General features: G+C 27.8%; 21 protein-coding genes and 4 tRNA genes. 1 reads left to right on the plus strand and 24 read right to left on the minus strand.

All coding sequences use genetic code 11. The features are described 5' to 3' along the window. Positions 1 to 131: 131 nt before the first annotated feature. The 12 genes from ABDZ71_RS16335 to ABDZ71_RS16390 form a co-directional block, all read right to left on the minus strand. Positions 132 to 207: transfer RNA gene (locus tag ABDZ71_RS16335), tRNA-Thr, on the minus strand. A 15-nt stretch (positions 208 to 222) separates the two neighbouring features. Continuing rightward, positions 223 to 297 (minus strand) — tRNA-Gly (locus tag ABDZ71_RS16340). 65 nt (positions 298 to 362) lie between these two features. Next, positions 363 to 1,007: an RNA polymerase sporulation sigma factor SigH gene (gene sigH, locus ABDZ71_RS16345; protein WP_343763306.1), complete on the minus strand. Its 645-nt coding sequence runs from the start codon at positions 1,005 to 1,007 to the stop codon at positions 363 to 365. A 74-nt stretch (positions 1,008 to 1,081) separates the two neighbouring features. Beyond that, complete coding sequence (locus ABDZ71_RS16350; RefSeq protein ID WP_343763309.1) at positions 1,082 to 1,591, minus strand: NYN domain-containing protein; 510 nt, start codon at positions 1,589 to 1,591, stop codon at positions 1,082 to 1,084. A gap of 2 nt (positions 1,592 to 1,593) precedes the next feature. Further along, positions 1,594 to 2,382, minus strand: a complete 789-nt coding sequence (gene rlmB, locus ABDZ71_RS16355; protein ID WP_343763312.1) for a 23S rRNA (guanosine(2251)-2'-O)-methyltransferase RlmB — start codon at positions 2,380 to 2,382, stop codon at positions 1,594 to 1,596. 16 nt (positions 2,383 to 2,398) lie between these two features. Then, positions 2,399 to 3,142, minus strand: a complete 744-nt coding sequence (gene thyX / locus ABDZ71_RS16360; protein ID WP_343763358.1) for an FAD-dependent thymidylate synthase — start codon at positions 3,140 to 3,142, stop codon at positions 2,399 to 2,401. Then, entirely contained in the window at positions 3,129 to 3,569 is a 441-nt protein-coding gene (locus tag ABDZ71_RS16365; RefSeq protein WP_343763315.1) for a Mini-ribonuclease 3, read from the minus strand. Before ABDZ71_RS16365 ends, thyX begins: the two co-directional genes overlap by 14 nt. Before the next feature lie 31 nt (positions 3,570 to 3,600). Further along, positions 3,601 to 4,998, minus strand: a complete 1,398-nt coding sequence (cysS, locus tag ABDZ71_RS16370; RefSeq protein ID WP_343763318.1) for a cysteine--tRNA ligase — start codon at positions 4,996 to 4,998, stop codon at positions 3,601 to 3,603. A gap of 28 nt (positions 4,999 to 5,026) precedes the next feature. Beyond that, the gene (ilvA, locus tag ABDZ71_RS16375; RefSeq protein WP_343763321.1) at positions 5,027 to 6,241 is read right to left on the minus strand and encodes a threonine ammonia-lyase; all 1,215 of its coding nucleotides are present in this window, start codon (positions 6,239 to 6,241) and stop codon (positions 5,027 to 5,029) included. Positions 6,242 to 6,341: 100 nt separating this feature from the next. Further along, complete coding sequence (proS, locus tag ABDZ71_RS16380; protein WP_343763324.1) at positions 6,342 to 8,003, minus strand: proline--tRNA ligase; 1,662 nt, start codon at positions 8,001 to 8,003, stop codon at positions 6,342 to 6,344. 76 nt (positions 8,004 to 8,079) lie between these two features. Beyond that, positions 8,080 to 8,772, minus strand: a complete 693-nt coding sequence (gene ispD / locus ABDZ71_RS16385) for a 2-C-methyl-D-erythritol 4-phosphate cytidylyltransferase (RefSeq protein ID WP_343763327.1) — start codon at positions 8,770 to 8,772, stop codon at positions 8,080 to 8,082. Positions 8,773 to 8,775: 3 nt separating this feature from the next. After that, on the minus strand, positions 8,776 to 9,870 hold the full coding sequence (locus ABDZ71_RS16390) for a PIN/TRAM domain-containing protein (RefSeq protein WP_343763330.1): 1,095 nt from the start codon (positions 9,868 to 9,870) through the stop codon (positions 8,776 to 8,778). A 395-nt stretch (positions 9,871 to 10,265) separates the two neighbouring features. On the opposite strand from ABDZ71_RS16390, the gene ABDZ71_RS16395 reads away from it, so the two are divergent. After that, positions 10,266 to 10,667: a DUF1573 domain-containing protein gene (locus ABDZ71_RS16395; RefSeq protein WP_343763333.1), complete on the plus strand. Its 402-nt coding sequence runs from the start codon at positions 10,266 to 10,268 to the stop codon at positions 10,665 to 10,667. A 32-nt stretch (positions 10,668 to 10,699) separates the two neighbouring features. On the opposite strand, the gene disA is transcribed toward ABDZ71_RS16395, so the two are convergent. The 12 genes from disA to ABDZ71_RS16450 form a co-directional block, all read right to left on the minus strand. Next, positions 10,700 to 11,779 (minus strand): DNA integrity scanning diadenylate cyclase DisA, encoded by a 1,080-nt coding sequence (disA, locus tag ABDZ71_RS16400; RefSeq protein ID WP_343763336.1) that lies wholly within the window; start codon positions 11,777 to 11,779, stop codon positions 10,700 to 10,702. 16 nt (positions 11,780 to 11,795) lie between these two features. Then, positions 11,796 to 13,151, minus strand: coding sequence for a DNA repair protein RadA (gene radA / locus ABDZ71_RS16405; RefSeq protein ID WP_343763339.1), 1,356 nt, complete (start codon positions 13,149 to 13,151; stop codon positions 11,796 to 11,798). A gap of 121 nt (positions 13,152 to 13,272) precedes the next feature. After that, entirely contained in the window at positions 13,273 to 15,708 is a 2,436-nt protein-coding gene (locus tag ABDZ71_RS16410) for an ATP-dependent Clp protease ATP-binding subunit (protein ID WP_343763342.1), read from the minus strand. A gap of 17 nt (positions 15,709 to 15,725) precedes the next feature. After that, positions 15,726 to 16,733: a protein arginine kinase gene (locus ABDZ71_RS16415; protein WP_343763346.1), complete on the minus strand. Its 1,008-nt coding sequence runs from the start codon at positions 16,731 to 16,733 to the stop codon at positions 15,726 to 15,728. Positions 16,734 to 16,736: 3 nt separating this feature from the next. Further along, on the minus strand, positions 16,737 to 17,264 hold the full coding sequence (locus ABDZ71_RS16420; RefSeq protein WP_343763349.1) for a UvrB/UvrC motif-containing protein: 528 nt from the start codon (positions 17,262 to 17,264) through the stop codon (positions 16,737 to 16,739). A gap of 18 nt (positions 17,265 to 17,282) precedes the next feature. Further along, the gene (locus ABDZ71_RS16425; protein WP_343763352.1) at positions 17,283 to 17,738 is read right to left on the minus strand and encodes a CtsR family transcriptional regulator; all 456 of its coding nucleotides are present in this window, start codon (positions 17,736 to 17,738) and stop codon (positions 17,283 to 17,285) included. Positions 17,739 to 17,908: 170 nt separating this feature from the next. Then, the gene (locus ABDZ71_RS16430) at positions 17,909 to 18,274 is read right to left on the minus strand and encodes a methylated-DNA--[protein]-cysteine S-methyltransferase (protein WP_343763354.1); all 366 of its coding nucleotides are present in this window, start codon (positions 18,272 to 18,274) and stop codon (positions 17,909 to 17,911) included. A gap of 44 nt (positions 18,275 to 18,318) precedes the next feature. Further along, positions 18,319 to 18,399: a hypothetical protein gene (locus ABDZ71_RS19940; RefSeq protein ID WP_425544723.1), complete on the minus strand. Its 81-nt coding sequence runs from the start codon at positions 18,397 to 18,399 to the stop codon at positions 18,319 to 18,321. Between the two features lie 126 nt (positions 18,400 to 18,525). Next, a complete protein-coding gene (locus tag ABDZ71_RS16435; RefSeq protein WP_343763356.1) occupies positions 18,526 to 18,759 on the minus strand; it encodes a hypothetical protein in 234 nt (77 codons plus the stop codon). 203 nt (positions 18,760 to 18,962) lie between these two features. Beyond that, a complete protein-coding gene (gene fusA, locus ABDZ71_RS16440; RefSeq protein WP_343763357.1) occupies positions 18,963 to 21,029 on the minus strand; it encodes an elongation factor G in 2,067 nt (688 codons plus the stop codon). Positions 21,030 to 21,215: 186 nt separating this feature from the next. After that, a tRNA-Asn gene (locus ABDZ71_RS16445) sits at positions 21,216 to 21,290 on the minus strand. Positions 21,291 to 21,319: 29 nt separating this feature from the next. After that, positions 21,320 to 21,394: transfer RNA gene (locus tag ABDZ71_RS16450), tRNA-Asn, on the minus strand. Positions 21,395 to 21,461: the final 67 nt, after the last annotated feature.

The raw sequence follows: 21,461 nt of genomic DNA on the forward strand, positions 1-21,461 counted from the left end.
ATATTTACATGGGGTTTTGTTCTTTCATACTTTGCTCTTGCCATTTTTTGTTTCCTCCTTTTATATAATATAAATTAATTCTATTTCTATAAGTAAACTCTCCCTGGTGTGTTGTTACCTTATAGGCTTTTTGGAGCCCATAACCGGGATTGAACCGGTGACCTCCACCTTACCAAGGTGACGCTCTTCCTACTGAGCTATATGGGCACCTGTAAGATTACTTGGAGCGGGAAACGGGGATCGAACCCGCGGCAACTAGCTTGGGAAGCTAGTGTTCTACCACTGAACTATTCCCGCTGAACTTTAGTTTGTGTACCAATTATAAATTATATTAAAATCATACTTTGTTGTCAATATGTAAATCACTTATTATTGCATAAGCATTTTTCAAGTTTTCTTTTTACTCTTTGAAGTGCATTGTCTATAGATTTCGCATGTCTATCTAAATCACAAGCAATTTCTTGATATGATTTACCATCTAAGTATGACATTAAAACTTCCATTTCTAAATCTGATAAAACTTCACCTATTTCACTTTGTATATGCTTTAATTCTTCCCTACTTATTAGTAACTCCTCTGGATCAGCAACTTTAGCTTCTGACAAAACATCTAATAGAGTTCTGTCTGATTCATCATCATATATAGGCTTATTTAAAGAAACATAGGTATTAAGCGGAATATGTTTTTGCCTTGTGGCCGTCTTAATTGCTGTTATTATCTGCCTAGTTATACATAACTCAGCAAATGCTTTAAATGAAGACAATTTATCCGTCTTAAAATCTCTTATAGCTTTATATAAACCTATCATACCTTCTTGATATATATCTTCCTTATCTGCACCAATAAGGAAATATGACTTAGCTTTTGCTTTAACAAAGTTTTCATATTTATTTATGAGATATTCCTGTGCATTACAATCCCCTAATTTTGCATTAATGACTATTTCCTCATCCATAATATTTTCAAAGGAGGAAACTTCATTAGCAGTTTGAACCTTATTCTCCAAGGTATCCCCTCCAAATTAAGTATAACCACAATAACGATTATACCTTACAAATAAATACAGCGTCAAGCTATTTCCTAATGACTTCTTCTCATTTTTTCCAGTTGTTTCAACAAGTCCTCTTGCAATATATCGTGTAATTTGTTGCCTTGTTTAGAATATTGTTTTTTTATATTGTTTTTTATACTATTTTTTGTACTTTTAACCTCTGAATAAAATTCTAAAGATGAAATTCTTGTAGCTCCTCTTTGAAATATTAATTGTTGTTCTAATAAATCTGATGTTACAACAGACACTTCTATTTTTCTTCCTAAATTATTTATATATCTTTCTATAAAAGTATCTGCTGTTTCTCCTGGCTTTGTAAAAGCTACTGTTATATTTTTATTTATTTTTTCTACTTTTTCCGGTTCTTCTGTTTGATGAGCATCATATATAATATATATATTGTATTTATTGTACGCTGCATATTCGTTTAAGGAATCTAGGAGTTTTTGCCTTGATGATTCTAAACTATATTCTTGAATTTTTGATAGCTCCGGCCAACTATTTATAACATTATAACCATCCACAAAAATATATCTCATATTTATTTTCTCTTAATCTTTTGTGTTAATACTTCATACATCAACATTCCTGCAGCTACAGAAGCATTTAATGAAGTTACTTTTCCTACCATAGGTATTCTTACTAAAACATCACATTTGTTTTGAGTAAGCTTTGCCATTCCTCTACCTTCACTTCCTATAATTAAAGCTGCAGGGCCAGAAAAGTCTACATCAAAGCAATGATTTTCTCCATGCATATCAGCACCATAAACCCATATTCCTTTTTCTTTTAACTTATCTATTGTAGTATTTATGTTTGTTACTTTACTAATTCTTATATGCTCTACAGCTCCTGCTGAAGTCTTATACACAACCGGTGTAACTCCTACATTTCTTCTTTTAGGTATTATAACTCCATGAGCTCCACAAACTTCTGCTGTTCTTAGTATTGAACCAAAATTATGAGGATCTTCTAGCTCATCTAAAATTATAATAAAAGGATCTTCCCCTCTATCTTTAGCATAATTTAGTATATCTTCTACTTCATAGTATTTGTATGGAGTAGTATAAGCTATTATACCTTGATGTGATCCTGTCTCTGAAATTCTATCTAGCTTCTTTTTATCTACTTCTTTTATTACTATTTTATTTTTCTTAGCTAAAGCTATCAATGAATTTATAGAACCTACCATTTGACCTTTGGCTATTAGAATTTGGTCTATAGTCTTTTTACTTTTTATAGCTTCTTTTACTGCATTTCTTCCTTCTATAATATCTTCTCTAATATCTTTATTTGTATTCTTGCCATAATGATCTTTACCAGTTTTCATTATATATTTTCTCTCCTTATTTGTTTTCGCCTAAGTATTTTTCTTTCATTTCTGCTGTCTTTCCACAAGTCATTTTACCCTCTGGACAGCTACCGCTAACACATGGTGGACCACTATATTTAAATAAAGTAGGTGCTACTTTTTTAACTTCTATTAACATTTTTTCTGCAAGATATCTTATCTCCCATTGTGCTCTATTACAACATCTATGTCTAAAGAAATTCATTAAACTTCTTGCATTCATAGTAACTACAATTTTACTTGCACAAGCATTTGGAAAAACATATCTAGCATCTTCTATAGATTTTTTTTCTGCCGCTCCATTTTTCATACCTTCATTTATATATTTTTCTTTTAAAGAAGAAGCTATTTCATCATAAGCTTTTTGACTTTCTTCCATAGCTTTTATAAATATATCTTTAGCATTAGAGTCCTTTTCTATTGCTGGAGGTATTACATATTCAAATTGATCTAATTTTACATATCTTTGGCTTTGTTGAGAATAAGAAGCTAATCTATGTCTTACTAATTGATGAGTTAAACTTCTAGATACCCCTTCTACTGCAAAAGTAAAAGATACGTGTTCTATAGGTGATTCATGTCCATAAGACATTAACATATTTAAAAATTTAGTTGTTTTTTCTTCTGTCAAATTATCTTGTATTTCATCTATACTTACAGCACTATAACAAAGTTTAGCAGCTGATGCTACCACTTTTTCAGCATTAGGTGTATACTCTAACAAATTAACTTTCATAATCTAAACTTCCTCCATTATCATTTAAACCTGCTATATGATTTAACATATAGTTTAATCTTTCCGTTTGCTCTGTTAAATATAAAAATCCTACTAAAGCTTCAAATCCCGTTGCAAATCTGTATTCTTGTAAATCAGCATTTTTAGGAACAGTACCGGATTTTGCATTTCTTCCTCTTTTAAAAATATATTTTTCTTCTTCTTCTAACATGGGCATAAATTCTTTTATATATTGACTTTGTCCATGTGCTTTTACATGTTCTATAGCATTTACATGTAACTTATGAACACACATATTTCTATTATTATCAACAAGTAGTGTTCTTATAAATACTTCATATACTGCATCTCCTATAAAAGCTAACACTAAAGGGTTTAACTGTTTAGCATCCTTTATAGTAAATTTATCTTTGAATAAATCAAATTCCATGTTAATCTCCAATCATATTATGTTAGTATAACTAAATTTTCTTCCATCTAACTCCTTGAGGAGTATCTTCTAATACTATTCCCTGTTCTTTTAATTCATCTCTTATTTTATCAGCTAAAGCCCAATCTTTCTCTTTTCTAGCCTTTTGTCTTTGATCTATTAGTTTTTGTATTTCTTCTTCTAAACTTCCTTTTTCATATTTTTGTAGTATTCCTAATGGACTACCTAATTCTCTTATTAACTCTAAAATATATTCTATAATTTCTTTTGAAGAATTTATATTTATATTTATATTAACATCTTTAACTAAATCAAATATAACAGATATTGCATCGGCAGTATTAAAATCATCATCCATTTTTTCTATATATTTTTCTTTGTATTTATCTAATTCTTTTACATATTCTTTTTCATTTTCTTCTATTTTTTCTGTTTTTACTTCTTCTAATAAACTTTCAAGATTGTTTATGGAATTACGTATTCTATCTAAGGCTGATTTAGTTGAGTCTAAAAGTTCCATACTAAAATTTATTTGTGTTCTGTAATGACCTGATAACATAAATAATCTTAATACATCAGCATCATATTTTTCTAATATTTCTCTTGCTGTAAAGAAATTATTAAGAGATTTAGACATCTTTTGGTTATTCACATTAACGAAAGCAGAATGTAGCCAATAATTTGCAAAAGCTTTTCCTGTTCTTGCTTCACTTTGAGCTATTTCATTTTCATGGTGTGGAAAAGTTAAATCTATTCCTCCTGCATGTATATCTATAGTTTCTCCTAATAAATTGTATGCCATACATGAGCATTCAATATGCCAACCTGGTCTTCCCATTCCCCATGGACTTTCCCAAGCAGGTTCTCCCGGTTTTTGGCTTTTCCATATTGCAAAATCCATAGGATCTTTTTTTCTATTATCTACATCTATTCTAGCCCCTAATTGTAACTCTTCTAAATTTTGGCCTGATAGTTTCCCATATTCTTTAAATGATTTAGTATGAAAGTATACATCTCCATCAACTTCATAAGCATATCCTTTTTCAACTAATGTTTCTACAAACTCTATTATTTCATTCATATATTCAGTAGCTCTTGGATTCTTAGTTGCTCTTTCTATATTAAGGTTATCTGCATCTTTATAATATTCATTTATAAATCTGTCACCTAATTGTTTTACAGTTATATCATCTTCATTTGCTCTTTTTATCATTTTATCATCTATATCTGTAAAATTTTGAATAAAATCAACTTTATATCCTCTATATTCTAAATATCTTCTTATAGTATCAAATACAACAAATGTTCTAGCATTTCCTATATGAAAGAAATTATAAACTGTAGGACCACAAACATACATTTTAACTTTACCTGGTGTAATTGTTATAAAATCTTCTTTTTTTCTAGTTAATGTATTATAAACTTTCACTATATCTACCTCCGTCTTATTTAATTAATTATAAGCTATCGCTTTTAATGTTATATCCTTTATTTTTTAGAATATTCATTAGCTCATTTCCTTGTTCTTCTGTTTGAAGTTCTATTTCAAATGTTACACTTGCAAAATCTAATCCTTTTTCATTCCAGTTAGTATCTTGTCTAACTTTCACTATGTTTCCTCCAACAGATACTATATTACCCATTACATCTTCAAATTCTCCAACTCTATCTTTAAGCTCTACTGTAAATCTTATTCTTCTTTTTAATAATATAAGTTCTCTACTTATTATTTTTGAAATCATAGCTATATCTATATTACCACCACTTATAACTGAAACAACTTTTTTACCTTTTATATTTATTTTATTTGCTAGTAATGCAGCTATAGTAGAAGCCCCTGCTCCTTCTGCCACTAGTTTACCTCTTTCCATTAACTGAAATATTCCATAAGCTATTTCATCTTCTGAAACAGTAACTACTTCATCTACATATTTTTTTATATATTCAAAAGTTTTGTCTCCAGGAGTCTTAACTGATATACCATCTGCTAAAGACTTTGCTCCAGGAACAGTAACTATTTCACCTTTTTCTAATGATGCTTTAGTAGAAGCTATAATATTAGGTTGTATTCCTATTATTTTTATATCTGGATTTATTGATTTAGCAGCAGTAGCTATTCCAGATATAAGACCACCGCCTCCTATAGGAACTAAAATTGCATCTGCATCTGGTAATTCTTCTAATATTTCTAAAGCTATAGTTCCTTGACCTGCCATAACGTCTACATCATTAAATGGATGAACAAAAGTTGCTCCTGTTTTTTCTTGTAGTTCTAAAGCTTTACCATAGCATTCATCATAAACTTCTCCAAATTGTACTACTTCAGCTCCATATCCTTTAGTAGCTTTAACCTTTGCTTGTGGCGCTGTATTTGGCATTACTATAGTAGACTTTATACCAAAAGCTGTAGCTCCATAGGCAACCCCTTGTGCATGATTACCTGCAGATGATGCTATAACCCCTTTATTTCTTTCTTCTTCTGATAAAGAAACTATTTTATTATAAGCACCTCTTAGTTTAAAAGACCCAGTTTTTTGTTTATCTTCACATTTCAAATAAACTTCATATCCGCTAACCTTAGAAAAAGTACTTGAATAAAATAACGGTGTTTTTCTAGCAACAGATTCTATATTTTTTTTGGCTTGTTTTATTTTATTTAAATTAAGTTCCATAATAACTATCCCCCATCTTAGATAACTATCTAATTATAGTTTTATAATAAACTATAATTAAATTTTATTCAATATATACAAAATTCACTATACATCACAGTTATAATGCTGATTTGATTTCCTCCAGTATATGATTAAATTCAACATCAACAGCATTACTTTTGTCTCTTAATTTAATTTCTACTTTTCCTTCATTTATGTTTTTACCTATAGTTATTCTAATAGGTATTCCTATTAAATCAGCATCTTTAAATTTTACTCCTGCTCGTTCTTTTCTATCATCTAATATAACCTTTATTCCATTATTCTTTAAATCTCTATAAATTTCTTCTGCTTTATCTATTTGAGATTCATTTTTAACATTAGCCACAGTTATAATAACTTTATATGGTGATAAATTCTTAGGCCATACAATTCCATTTTCATCATTATTCTTATCTACAACAGTACATATTAATTTATATAAATCTAAATATCCTTTAGTTAATATAAACGGATCTTCTTTCCCTTCTTTGTTTAAAAAAGCCGCTCCCATATTTTTCACAATATCATCTTGAATATTTTCTATTTCTCCAACTATTATAGATTTTGATAGGTTTAAATCTCCACTACATTTTTTACATTTATCAGAAGATATAATTTTTCTAAAATCTCCTACTATCCCTTTATAATCTCTATCATAATTAATATTTTCATAGTGATATCCTGTTTCATTTGCTCCTGCCATATAGTTATTCATATTAACTACTTCTTCATCTACTAATAAAATATCCGCTTTTAACCCAATAGGACCTGCAAAACCTACTTCTGCTGAAGTAGCTTCTCTTACTACTCTTTCACTTGCTAATTCTAAATTACCTTTAATTTCAAAATCTCTTTCTAATCTTCTTAAAACCTTAGCTTCATCTATTTCTTTATCTCCTCTAACCATAACAGCTACAGTTTTATTGCCTATTGTATATATTATATTTTTAGTAAATTTTCTAAAAGGAACATTAAAATACTCTCCAAGTTCTTTTATTGTCTTTATATCTGGAGTTTCTATTTTTTTCATAGGTTTTAACTCATCTTCTTTTAAATCTTCTGGTATAGAAGAAGAAAAACTTTGTCTATCTCCATAAGAACAGTTTTTACAAGTTACAATATCTTCTTCTTCTAAACTATCCTCTACAATAAATTTTATTGACCCACTATCTTCATTTTCTATTATTCTGTATTCTAAAGAAAAACTATCTAATATTTCTTTATATGTATCTAGTAATAATTTTCTACTTTCAAATGAACTTTCTTTATCTTTATCAAAACAATAACATATGTTTATCATATCTTCATTTGAATCAATTAATCCTAACTTATTTTTTTTACTATTTTTATAATTCTTTTCAGTTTCATAAATCCTTAAAGGAAGTTTTTTATAAGAATTTATTAGATTGTTTATCATTTTTATAAATAGTTTATCTTTATTGTCACAGATATATAAATCATTACTTTTAGAAAATTTAATATCTATTGGATTATCTTCTTTTATACATACTTTTGATAAAGAAGATGTAGATATCTTATATATTTCCTTTTTTTCCATATTACTTTCTATCATATCTTTTAAAGAATCTAATAATTTACATCCTAAAGGCATAAAAGAATATATATTCTCATCTCTTTTATAAATCATCCCAGATCTTAATAATAATTTTTCACTTGTAGTATTAGTGTTTACTGGAGCTTTTTTTAAAGTATTTAGTAAAAATTTTGATAACCTCATTTTGTAATCCTCCCTTTATTTTATAAATATAAATATTAAACTCGCCCATATTATAAGGACGAGTTTAACACTTAATTTATTTTAAGTTATTCAATATTTTCTCCGCTATTACTAAATCTTCTGGTGTAGTTATTTTTATATTACTATAACTTCCTTCGTATAAATAAACTGGGTTATTATACTTTTCTACTATCATTGTATCATCTGTAACATCAAATTTATCTACTTTTAATTTTTCATGACAATCAAGGATTAAATCATAGTTAAAACACTGCGGAGTTTGAACCATAAACAATTCGTCTCTATTTGGAGTATTCAACGAAAAGCCTTTATTTCCTTTTAATTTTATAGTATCTTTAGGTTTTACACCACAAGTACATGCTCCATGTATTTTAGAATATTTTATTCCATCGTCTATAATTTTATCATTAATAAAAGGTCTTGCTGCGTCATGAATTAAAACTGTTTCGCAATCTTTTGGTAATGCTTTTAATCCCTTATATACAGATTCTTGTCTAGAACTTCCTCCAGAAACAACATCTATTATCTTAGATATATTATACTTTTTTATAATCTTATCTATACAATAATCTATTTTATCTTCTAAAGTAACAAGTACTATGCCATCTATATTATCATTTTTACAAAATCTATCTAACGTATAATATAATAAAGGTTTTCCATTTATATTTACAAACTGTTTGCTAACATTTAAATTCATTCTAGTTCCTTTTCCTGCAGCAACTACAACAGCATATACCTTGTTCATTTTTTAAGCGCCCTCTTTTCTTTTAGCAAATATCATTCTTCCAGCTGCAGTTTGTAGTACTGAAGTAACAACTACTTTTACAAATTTTCCTATGCGGTTTTTACCTCCTTCTACTACTATCATTGTTCCATCATCAAAATAAGCTATACCTTGATTTGCTTCTTTACCATCTTTAACTATTTGTATGCTCATTTCTTCTCCTGGTAAAACCACTGGTTTAACTGCATTGGCTAATTCATTTATATTAAGTACTGGAACACCTTGAAATTCTGCTACTTTATTTAAATTATAATCATTAGTTATAACTTTACCATCTAAAACTTGAGCTAATTTCAAAAGTTTACTATCTACTTCTGCTATTTCCGGAAAATCTTTTTCATATATTCTAACTTCTATCTTTAACTCTTTTTGTATTTTATTAAGTATATCTAGTCCTCTTCTACCTCTGTTTCTTTTTAAACTATCTGAAGAATCTGCAATATGTCTTAATTCTTCTAAAACAAAGTTAGGAATAACTAGGGCACCTTCTATAAATCCAGTTTGACATATGTCAAATATCCTACCATCTATTATAACTGAAGTATCTAACACTTTAGCAGTGCACTTTGATCCTTTACTTTTCTTTTCTTTTGATACTGGAGTCTTTCTAAAATTGTAGATTATACTCATTAACTCTTCTTTTCTTTTTATAGCTATATTTCCACCTAAAGCAGCCATAATTATAGCTACAACTACTGCTAAAAATATTCCAACTACAGGGATTTTAGCTAATAAGTTAACAAATAATGCAGCTACAAGTAACCCCAATATTGCTCCTATAGTTCCAAGCAAGACCTCATTTGCTGGTATTCTTTGTACATTTTTCATAATGTAATCCATAGTTTTTGTTATTATTGAATTTAACCAAGGGGATATTAAAAATAGTATGATTCCGAAAATTACAGAACATATAACTAAAAATAGTATAGTTTTTAAACTATTTCCGTTAATATATCCTAATTGTTTAAAATAATTTGTATTTATTATGGAACTTCCTAATAAATACCCAAGTAATAATCCTATAAGTGTAAAAAGAACTCTAAGTATACGCTTTAGCATTATTTTTCACCTCCCTTATTAATTGTTAACAAATAATGCAAATTTCAATCCACTTATACATAATAATATATATTATAAAAATATAATTTTCAATGATAAGTACTCTTAATTAAGAATAGTTTAAACAATTCTATATCTTTTATTTACTATATACACATTTTTTTCATATTTTCACCAAATAAATATATTCGATAAATAAGAATATTGTTCCTTTATTAGGATTTTAAAAACTCATATCCATAAATTCACATAAATATCCCCCTATAAAAAATATGATTAATAACTTATTATATAAATAACAAATTAATATTTCCCTTTGTTGACAAAGTAACATAATCAAAATTATAATTAAATACAGTAACATACTTTTAAATCTTTATAAGGAGTTGAACTTTATGAAAGATGTAATATACGATGATTTTCAAAACGCTGTAAATGATTCGCTTTTGAGACACAAAAGCATTCTAGATATTTTAACTAAACTAGGTGAATCTAGTGCTAGAATAAATAGAGCAGTGGCTAAATCCACAACAAACTGTGGTTGCATAGAGGTTAATGCTAAAAAACAAGAATTAAATATGGATGAAAATTCTGATTTAAGTTCTTTAAAGGCTTCTTTAAGCACTCATTTAGAGGGAGAACTTTGCGATAGTTGTAGATATATTATAGAAAAAGAAATAGGAAACAACTTATTTTATCTAACTTCACTTTGTAATTTACTAAATTTAAATCTTTACGATATATTACTTAGAGAATATGATAAAATAAATACTTTAGGTAAATATACATTCAGATAGCTATAAATCTATAGCACAAAGTATAGAAAAAACTACTTTGTGCTATAATTGTTATCTAACATAATTTGTTCTCTTATTCTTCTTAAGCCATTTTTAATAGCTCTAGCTCTGGCTTCACCTATACCCTCTACATTATCTAATTGTTCATATGAAGCTTCCATTATAGATTTTAATTCGTTAAAATTACTAACTAAATTTTCTATAACATTACCAGGTATTCTAGGAATTTCATTTAACATTCTATATCCTCTAGGAGATATTAAAGTATCTACTAAAGGTACTCCTGGATAACCAAGAACTTTAGATATATATTCTAAGTTTAATAAGTCTTCTGAAGTCATCTCTTGTATATCACTATATATCTCATTATAATCCATATTACTTCTACAGTAATCTCTTATAAGAAGTATTCCTTCTTCCTCTACACTTTTTACTAGTTCATTTAACTGCATATCTATTAATCTACCTTCATTACCTAACTCACATATGTATCTTTCTATCTCACTTACTATTCTCATAACCATTTCTGATCTTTGAATAGAAGTGACTACATCAAATAATGTAGCAATGTCTTTAAATTCTAATATATTTAAATTATTAACTATCCTATCTAAAACAGCTACATATTTTTCTAGAGTTTGAAGAGCTTGATTTGCTCTTCCAAGTATTATACTACTATCTCTTAATACATATTTAATATTTGATTTATATATAGTAATAATATTTCTTCTTTGAGATATAGCTATAACTATACATCCTGTTTGTTTAGCTACTCTATCTGCAGTTCTATGCCTAGTACCAGTTTCAAAGGTTGGTATAGATGAATCTGGTATAAGCTGAGCATTAGCACATACTATTTTTTTTAAATCACTACTAAGAACAATAGCTCCGTCCATTTTAGCAAGTTCATAAACATATGATGGACTATAATCAGAATTAATCTTAAAGCCACCATCTACTAGCTTTAATGTTTGTTCATCATCTCCTAGGACTAAAAGTCCTCCTGTTTTTGCTCTTAATATATTTTCTAGTCCGTCTCTAAGTTGTGTACCTGGGGCCATTATTTCAAGTATATTTATAAGTTCTGACTCTCTCTCTTTTTCAATTCTCACTTTGTCTCACCCTACATTAAAATACTTTTTTAACTATTTCTCTTAAAGATTCTGCACCTATTATATTAGCATTTTTACCTTCAATTCTATTTTTATTTCTATTAGGTATTAGTATATTATTAAATCCCATTTTTATCCCTTCATTTACTATTCTATCACAAAAACTTACTGGACGTACTTCTCCTGTAAGACCTATTTCTCCTGTAACTAATAAACTAGGAATTGTTACTTCTTTAGATTTAATACTAGAAATTAAAGCCAATGCTAATCCTAAATCTGCAAATGTTCCTACTACATCTAATCCACCTACTACATTAACATAAACGTCACAATTATAAAATGGTATTTTTAATTTTTTTTCAAGTACAGCTAAAATTAAGCTTAATCTTGAATTGTCTATCCCTATAGCTGTCCTTCGTGGCATATAAGCTTTTGTCTCACTAACTAAGGCTTGAACCTCTACTAGTATAGGTCTTGTTCCTTCCATAACCCCTATAACAACAGATCCTTCCTTTTGCATATCTGAATCCTCTAAAAAAGCTGCTGATGGATTATTTATTTCAACTAATCCTACTTCATTCATTTCAAAGACCCCAATTTCACTAGTAGTTCCAAATCTATTTTTTACAGTTCTTAAAATTCTATATTCTTCTGTTCTTTGTCCTTCAAAGGTCAAAACTGCATCCACCATATGCTCTAACACTCTAGGTCCTGCTAATTGCCCTTGTTTTGTAACATGAGCTACTATAAAAAGTGGTATGTTTTTTGTTTTGCTCATAATCATAAGATCATTTGAGCATTCCCTTACTTGAGATACACTTCCTGGAGCAGAAGAAAGAGATTCTTTAAATAAAGTTTGTATTGAATCTACTATAACAAATTTAGGATTGATATCTTCTATATGCTTTTTTATCAGATCAATATTTGTTTCAGATAAAATATAAATATCAGAGCATACAGCTTTTAACCTGTTTCCTCTCATTTTTATTTGTTCTTCTGATTCTTCTCCTGAAACATATAGTATCTTTCCATACTTTGTTGCTATATTATTAGCAGTTTGCAATAATAAAGTTGACTTACCTATTCCTGGAGCTCCTGATATTAGAGTTAATGAACCCTTTACTATTCCTCCTCCTAAAACTCTGTTTAATTCTTCTATACCAGTATCTAGCCTATCGTATTCTCCTGATTTTATATTCTCTATACTTTTAGCAGAATTCTTAAGAGGTATATTTGTAATCTTTTTAGGTTTAGATTCTTTTATTTCTTCCACCATAGTATTCCATTGATTACAAGAAGGACATTTTCCTACCCATTTTATAGATTCATATCCACACTCTTGGCATACATATATAGTTTTATTTTTAGCCATATTATCAACTCCAACTAACATATATAAATATTCTATTAATACATTATAACATTATAAAATATCAAAAATAAACCAATAATTAATTTAAAAACTAATTATTGGTCAAAATTATTTAATAATTCTATACTCTTTCAAAAACTAACTTATCATCTGAAGTTGCTACTCTTACTTTATCACCTTTACTTACATTACCTTTTAGTATTTCTTCTGATAAATTATCTTCTACCTTTTTAGTTATAGTTCTTCTAAGTGGTCTAGCTCCATAATTAGAATCATATCCTTCTTTAGCTAATAAATCTTTTGCTTCTTCAGTGAAATTTAATTTTATTCCATTTTCCTCTAACCTATTAGAAACTACTTTTAACATCAACTTAACTATCTCATTTATGTTTTCTTCATTTAGCTTGTGGAATACTATTATATCATCAATTCTATTTATAAATTCTGGTCTAAAAGAATGTTTTAATTCTTCCATCATATTATCTTTCATCTTTTCATATTCATTTTCTCTTTCATCTTCACTTGAAACTGCAAAACCTAATGATTTTTGTTTGTTTATAGTTGATGCTCCCACATTTGATGTCATTATTATTATTGTATTTTTAAAGTTTACAGTTTTACCTTTTCCATCAGTTAATATTCCATCTTCTAATATTTGAAGAAGTATATTAAAAACTTCTGGATGAGCTTTCTCTATTTCATCAAATAATATAACAGAGTAAGGATTTCTTCTTACTTTCTCTGTTAACTGTCCTCCCTCATCATATCCTACATATCCTGGAGGAGAGCCTATAAGTCTTGATACTGAATGTTTTTCCATATATTCTGACATATCAATTCTTATCATATTATTTTCATCACCAAACATTGCTTCTGCTAAAGCTTTAGTTAATTCTGTTTTTCCTACTCCTGTTGGTCCTAAAAATATAAATGATCCAATAGGTCTTTTAGGGTCTTTAAGTCCTACCCTTGCTCTTCTTACAGATCTTGATATAGATTTTATAGCCTCTTCTTGGCCTACAACTCTTTTATGAAGTATTTCTTCTAATTTTAAAAGTCTTTCTGATTCTTTTTCTGTAAGTTTATTTACCGGTATATTAGTCCATTTAGAAACTACTGAAGCTATTTGAGTCTCTCCTACTGTTAAGTTAGAGACATCTTTTTCAGTTTTCCAATTATTTTTTAGCTCTTTTAATTTATTTCTAAGTTCTTTTTCTTTATCTCTTAAATTAGCAGCCTTTTCAAAATCTTGAACCCTTATACAATCTTCTTTTTCCTTAGTTATTTTTTCTAATTCCACCTCTATATTTTTTAAATCTGGTGGAGTAACTAAGCTTTCTATTCTAACTTTAGCTCCTGCTTCATCCATTAAATCAATAGCTTTATCTGGAAGATATCTATCTGTAATATACCTATCAGATAAATTAACCGCTGCATCAATAGCATCATCTGTTATTTTAACTCTATGATGAGCTTCATATTTGTCTCTTAATCCTTTTAATATTTTAATTGTCTCCTCTTTAGTAGGTTCTCCTACTACTATTGGTTGAAATCTTCTCTCTAATGCAGAATCTTTTTCTATATGCTTTCTGTATTCATCTAAGGTAGTTGCACCTATACATTGAATTTCTCCTCTAGCTAAAGCAGGTTTCAATATATTAGCTGCATCTATAGCACCTTCTGCTGCTCCTGCTCCTATTATTGTGTGAATTTCATCTATAAATAAAATTATATCTTTAGAAGTTCTTATCTCTTCCATTATTTTCTTTAATCTTTCTTCAAATTCTCCTCTATATTTAGCTCCAGCTATCATAGAAGATAAATCTAAAGTAACAACTCTTTTATTTTTCAATAGTTCTGGTATATTACCATTTACAATCTTTTGTGCTAATCCTTCAGCTATAGCAGTTTTTCCTACTCCAGGATCTCCTATAAGACAGGGGTTATTTTTTGTTCTTCTACTTAATATCTCTAAAACTCTTTGAGTTTCCTTATCTCTACCTATTACAGGATCTAACTTGCTTTCTCTAGCTATTTGAGTTAAATCTCTTCCAAACTTATCTAAAGTAGGAGTATTATCATTAGTTTTTTTAGATCCACTATCATTTTGAGTTGGCTTACTTCCTGACATACTATTAATCAATTCTTTTGTTAATCTTTCAAAATCCAATCCTAAATTAGTAAGTATGGTATATGCTACCCCTTCAGCTTCTCTTATTATAGCAAGGAGAATATGCTCTGGAGTAATATAATTATGATTTAAATTTCTAGCTTCTAATAAGCTTATTTCTAATAGTCTTTTTGTTCTAGGAGTTAAAGGAATTTCATTTCTGCCAAGTTTTATATCTCCCATTCCTTCATATTCTTCTATAAGTTCTTTTACTTTAGATTCTGTAACATTTAAATTATTTAATAATTTTTTTGCTATTCCGTCTTCTTTTAATATTCCTAATAGGATATGTTCAGTTCCTACATATCCATGTTTAAAGTTTTGAGCTTCTTCTTGAGCATTTATCAAAACCTTTTGTGCTCTTTCTGTAAATCTTCCAAACATCATATTTATCACCATCCTATCTATTTTACTATATTAAATTCCTCCTTAACCATGTTAGCTCTAAAATATTTAACTTGCTTCTCCGTTATGTCCTTACCATACATATTTTTCAAATTAGCCGGTTGAGTATCTAATATAAGTTTATTTATAGTTTCATACTTTATATCTTTTATTATTGACATTTCTATGCCTAATCTTACACTTGAAAGTAAATTTAAACATTCTACATTATTTAGCAATACTGCAGATTTTAAAATACCTAACGATCTATATATTTTATCTTCTATTTCATATTTACTATTTTCCATTAGTTTATTTCTAGTTAGGTTTTCTTCATTAATAACTTGATTTACTGCCGCTTTTAAATTATTGATTATTTCTTTTTCTTCTAAACCTAAAGTTATTTGGTTTGATATTTGATATATATTACCTAATGCTCTAGATCCTTCACCATATCTTCCCCTAACTGTCATTCCTACTTGACTTACAGCATTGAATATTCCTGGCATTCTATTATTCATAGAAAGTGCTGGAAGATGTATCATAATTGATGCCCTTAATCCCGTTCCAATATTTGTAGGACATGCAGTTAAATAACCTAATTTTTCATCAAAAGCATACTCTAAGTTATTTTCTATAATATCATCTATTTTATTCGCTTTTTCAAAAGCTTTTTCAAGATTTAAACCATCTTCAATAGACTGTATTCTAATATGATCTTCTTCATTTATCATAATACTGTGCTTATTATCTGCTAATATAACTGCAGATTTATCCTTGTTAGATGCAAGTTTACTACTTATTATATTCTTTTCTAACAAACAATTAATATCATTACTATCTAAATCTTTTAAACTTATAAATTTATGATTATTTTTAGAAAAAATATTTTTTACTTTATTTATTATATTTTCACTTTCTTCATCACTAATTTTATTAGGAAAAGGAATTTTATCTATATTTCTAGCTAATCTAATTCTACTGCTTAAAACAATGTCTTTTAATATAGAATCTTTCTCTTTATCCATCCTCTATCCCTCCTCATTATTATCTTCTTGCAAGTATTTTATCTTATCTCTAAGTTCTGCAGCTTTTTCATACTCTTCACGCTTTACGCATTCTTGTAATTCTTTTTTAAATTTATCTATTTTTTTTCTGCGTATTATACTTTCTCCTGACTTTTTAGGTATTTTACCATTATGCTCTGTACTTCCATGTATTCTTTTTATTATAGGAATAATAGAGCTGTCAAAACTCTTATAACACTCACTACATCCAACTAACCCTTTTGATTTAAATTCATCATAGGTAGTTCCACAGTTTGAACATTTTAACTCATAGTTATCCTTTTCTCCTTGTGGTTTTGTCATATAATCTAATATACCACTTAAAATATTTTGTACTGAGAAAGGCGATACAAAATCCACTCCACTATTAAAAGTTATATTCTGTGTTTCATTAGCACACTTTTCACATAGATTTAATTCCTCTTTTTTTCCATTAACTATTTTTACTATGTGTACTGTAGCAGGATTTTTATTACATCTGTCACACATCATATTATCACCCCTATCTTTTTATAATATAATCATTATCATACTTTTTAAAATATCAGCTCTAATTTTATTTTTATCTGATATAACATTATTTAAAACCCTATCATTTATAGCTACTTTCATTAAATTACCTTCTCTTTCAGTTATAAACTCTGATTCTATTAATCCATTTATTATATTTGAAGCTGAATTATAAGTTATAGTATTTCCTATTTTATCCCTTAAAATTTCACTTAAATCATTATTATCACTAAATTCTATTCTTCTAAGTATAATACAGCCTCCTCCCCCTCTTTTACTTTCAATATAATATCCTTTATCTTTAGTAAATCTAGTAGTAAGGACATAATTTATTTGAGAGGGAGCACAGCTAAACTGATTAGCTAACTGATTTCTTCTTATTTGTAATTCTCTATCATCATTTTCTTGAAGCATCTGTTTTATAAACTCTTCTATTATGTCGGATAATCGTGGCATTTATAATACCCTCCAATCAGTTTGACTTTATCTTTCTTTGACCTTTATCTTTATATATTATAATAGTAAATATAAGAAAAATATTCAACATTTATATTTTGTTAAAATTAGTATATTTTATTGAATATTCTCTAGTATTTAATTATTTCTTATAATATCTATAATATTCACTAACCTTTATTGTTTTTATTCTCTAAGTCTATAAGAAATTCCTTTATATAAGTTTTGTCTCCACAATATCCAGTAAGCTTACCACTTTTACCTATAACTCTGTGACATGGAACTATTATAGGTATAGGATTTCTTCTATTTGCTTGACCAACAGCCCTCATGCTATAAGGATTATCTATCATATTAGCTATATCTTTATAAGATTTAATTTTACCATAAGGTATATCTGAAACACTTTGCCATACTTTTTTTTGAAAATCTGTTCCTTCTATATTAACTTTTATATCAAATTTTTTTCTTTTTCCATTAAAATATTCACATATCTGGATCTTTGTTTGTTCACACTGTGGATAATTTTCTATCATATCATATTTTTCATTAAATTCTTCAAATTCTTCATCTTCAAATGTTATTTTTTTATTCCATTTTCATCTCCTATTATATAAATATAACCTACTGGAGATTCATAAATACTATATCCTATATTCAAATTAATCTCACCTTTACTTTCAATAAATTATACTTATAATTCTACAATAATATAATAATAAAAATCCATACTTATATTAAAATTAACTTAATATAGATATTAAAAATATAATCTTAGGATAAGAATTTATTTTTTTAATGCAAGTATATGATATTTGTTACTATTAACTTTCTCTTTTACATCTATTTCAAAATTAGTTCTATTTAAAAGATCACAAATTATATCCATATTTTCTCTATTATCTAAATTCATATTTATATCTATGCTATCTTTTCCTTCTAGTATATTTATATAATCATTTATAGAACTATAATCACTTAATCCTATAGGACCATTAATATCTAAACTATAACTTGACATTAAATCTCTCCTTTATATATAGCTGAAATGTAATATACCCTATTATTATTACACATATAGGGGATGTATTATTACAAATATAATTAATTTTTTACTAACTTAACTTAAATTTATTCTTTATAACATAAAATTAAAATGGGACCCTCTTAAAATAAAAATTCTATTTTAAGAGGGTCCCATTTTATAAAAAAAATTATATATTATTATTTTACTTTAACTTCTTCTATTATCTTTTCTGCTTCAAAACTTGGAACTTCTTCATATCTTTCAAATTCCATAGTAAAATTTCCTCTAGCTTGAGTCATAGATCTTAAATCAGTAGCATACTTAATTAATTCAGATGCAGGAACTTCAGCAACTACCTTTTCTATATTATCTTTTGAATCCATTCCTAATATTCTTCCTCTTTTTTTATTTATATCTGCTATTATATCTCCCATACAATCATTAGGTACTAATACTTCTACATGCATTATAGGTTCAAGTAATATTGGTTTTGCTTCTTTAAGACCTTTTTTATAAGCTAATGATGCTGCTATTTTAAAAGCCATTTCAGAAGAATCAACTGAGTGATAAGAACCATCATGTAAGGTAGCCTTTAGTTTTATAACAGGGTAACCTGCTAAAACTCCATGTTTCATGCATTCTTTAAGTCCCTTTTCTACTGCAGGTATATACTGTCTTGGAACAACGCCACCTACAATTTTATCAACAAACTCTAATTCTTCAGAATCTCCTGGTTCAAATTTTATTTTTACATCACCATATTGTCCATGACCACCAGATTGCTTTTTATGTTTTCCTCTAACATCTGCCATTACTTTTATAGTTTCTCTATAAGGAATTTTAGGTTCTCTTAAAGTTATATGAGCTCCAAATTTATTTTTTATTTTATTTGATATAACTTCTAAATGCATTTCTCCTAATCCTGATATAATAGTTTCTGCATTTTCTAAATCTCTAGAAACACTAAATGTAGGATCTTCATCCATAAGTTTATTAAGTGCACTAGAAATTTTATCTTCATCATTTTTAGAACAAGGTAATGCCACCATTGATATTACAGGTTTTGGGAAATCAATTTTATCAAATTCTATTTTATAACTATCATCACATAGGGTATCGCCAGTTTGAGTACATTGAAGTTTTGATACTGCACCTATGTCTCCTGCAACAACCTCTTTAGTAGAAATCTGTTCTTTACCTTTTAAAAAATATAAGTTATTTATTTTTTCTTTTTTATTTTTAGAAGAATTAAAAACTAAAGAATCTTGTTTCATTTTTCCACTTACTACTTTAAATAAAGATAATTTTCCTACAAAAGGGTCTACTACGGTTTTAAAAACTAAAGCTGAGAGTTTTTCATTTTCATTAATCTTTACAGAAACTTCTTCTTTATCAAGATTTGTAGCTTTTAAAGATTTGACGGAACAAGGGGTTGGAAAACATTCTACAATATCTTCTAATAGTGTTTCTATACCTATTTCTTTTATTACTGACCCACACATTACTGGAGCAATTTCTCCATTAGAAATACCTTTTATTAATCCTTTATATATCTCTTCATCACTTAAAGTACCTTCATCAAAATATTTTTCTAAAAGCTCTTCATCAGTTTCTGCAACAGATTCTATTATCATTTCTTTACATTCATCAATTTTATCTACTAGTTCATCTGGTATTTTAAAATTACACATTTTTTTAGTTTTAGGATCAAAAATTCTAGCTTTTTTAGATATAACATTAACTATGCCTTTAAAATCGTTATCTTTTCCTATAGGATATTGGATAGGAACTACGCACATACCAAATTTATCTTTTAAATCACTAAGTATTAAATCAAAATCCGTATTTTCTCTATCTAGCTTATTTATATAGAAAGATCTTGGTACATTGTTTTCATTAACATATTTCCAACTTTTTTCTGTACCTACTTGTATTCCTGAAGTAGCTGATACTAATATAACTGCCATATCTGAAGCTTTTAGTCCTTCAAGATTTTCTCCTACAAAATCAAAATACCCAGGCATATCTATTAAGTTAATTTTCTTATTATCCCAATTGCATGAAGCAATAGAAGTTGATATAGATATTTTTCTTTTTTTCTCTTCTATATCATAATCAGAAATTGTATTTCCTTCTTCTATTTTTCCTAATCTATCTGTAGTTTTAGTATAATATAAAATCTCCTCTAGTAATGTAGTTTTTCCAGAACCACTATGACCAATTATACCTATATTTCTTATATCTTCGGTTTTATAATCTTTCATAAGTAATTCCCCCTTATATTCTCATATGCATTATATATTCTCTTTTTTTAATATTAAATCCTTTTAAATATACTAAATTTTCAAAATAATCGGATAATAAAAATATATAATACAAAAGTCACTAAATATTATATTAAATATGTAGTGACTTTTATTACTAATTTATATTATTTTTAAACAAAAAAATGGCTCCGCGAAAAGGATTCGAACCTTCAACCTATCGGTTAACAGCCGAGTGCTCCACCGTTGAGCTATCGCGGAATATTTTTTATGATACTATTAAATTTAAATGGCTCCGCGAAAAGGATTCGAACCTTCAACCTATCGGTTAACAGCCGAGTGCTCCACCGTTGAGCTATCGCGGAATATTTTAAATTTCATCTGGCAACGACCTACTCTCCCACCGGGCTTCCCCTGCAGTACCATCGGCGC

Origin of the sequence: Clostridium oceanicum, from assembly GCF_039521385.1 — a bacterium.
GTDB lineage: Bacteria > Bacillota > Clostridia > Clostridiales > Clostridiaceae > Clostridium_F > Clostridium_F oceanicum.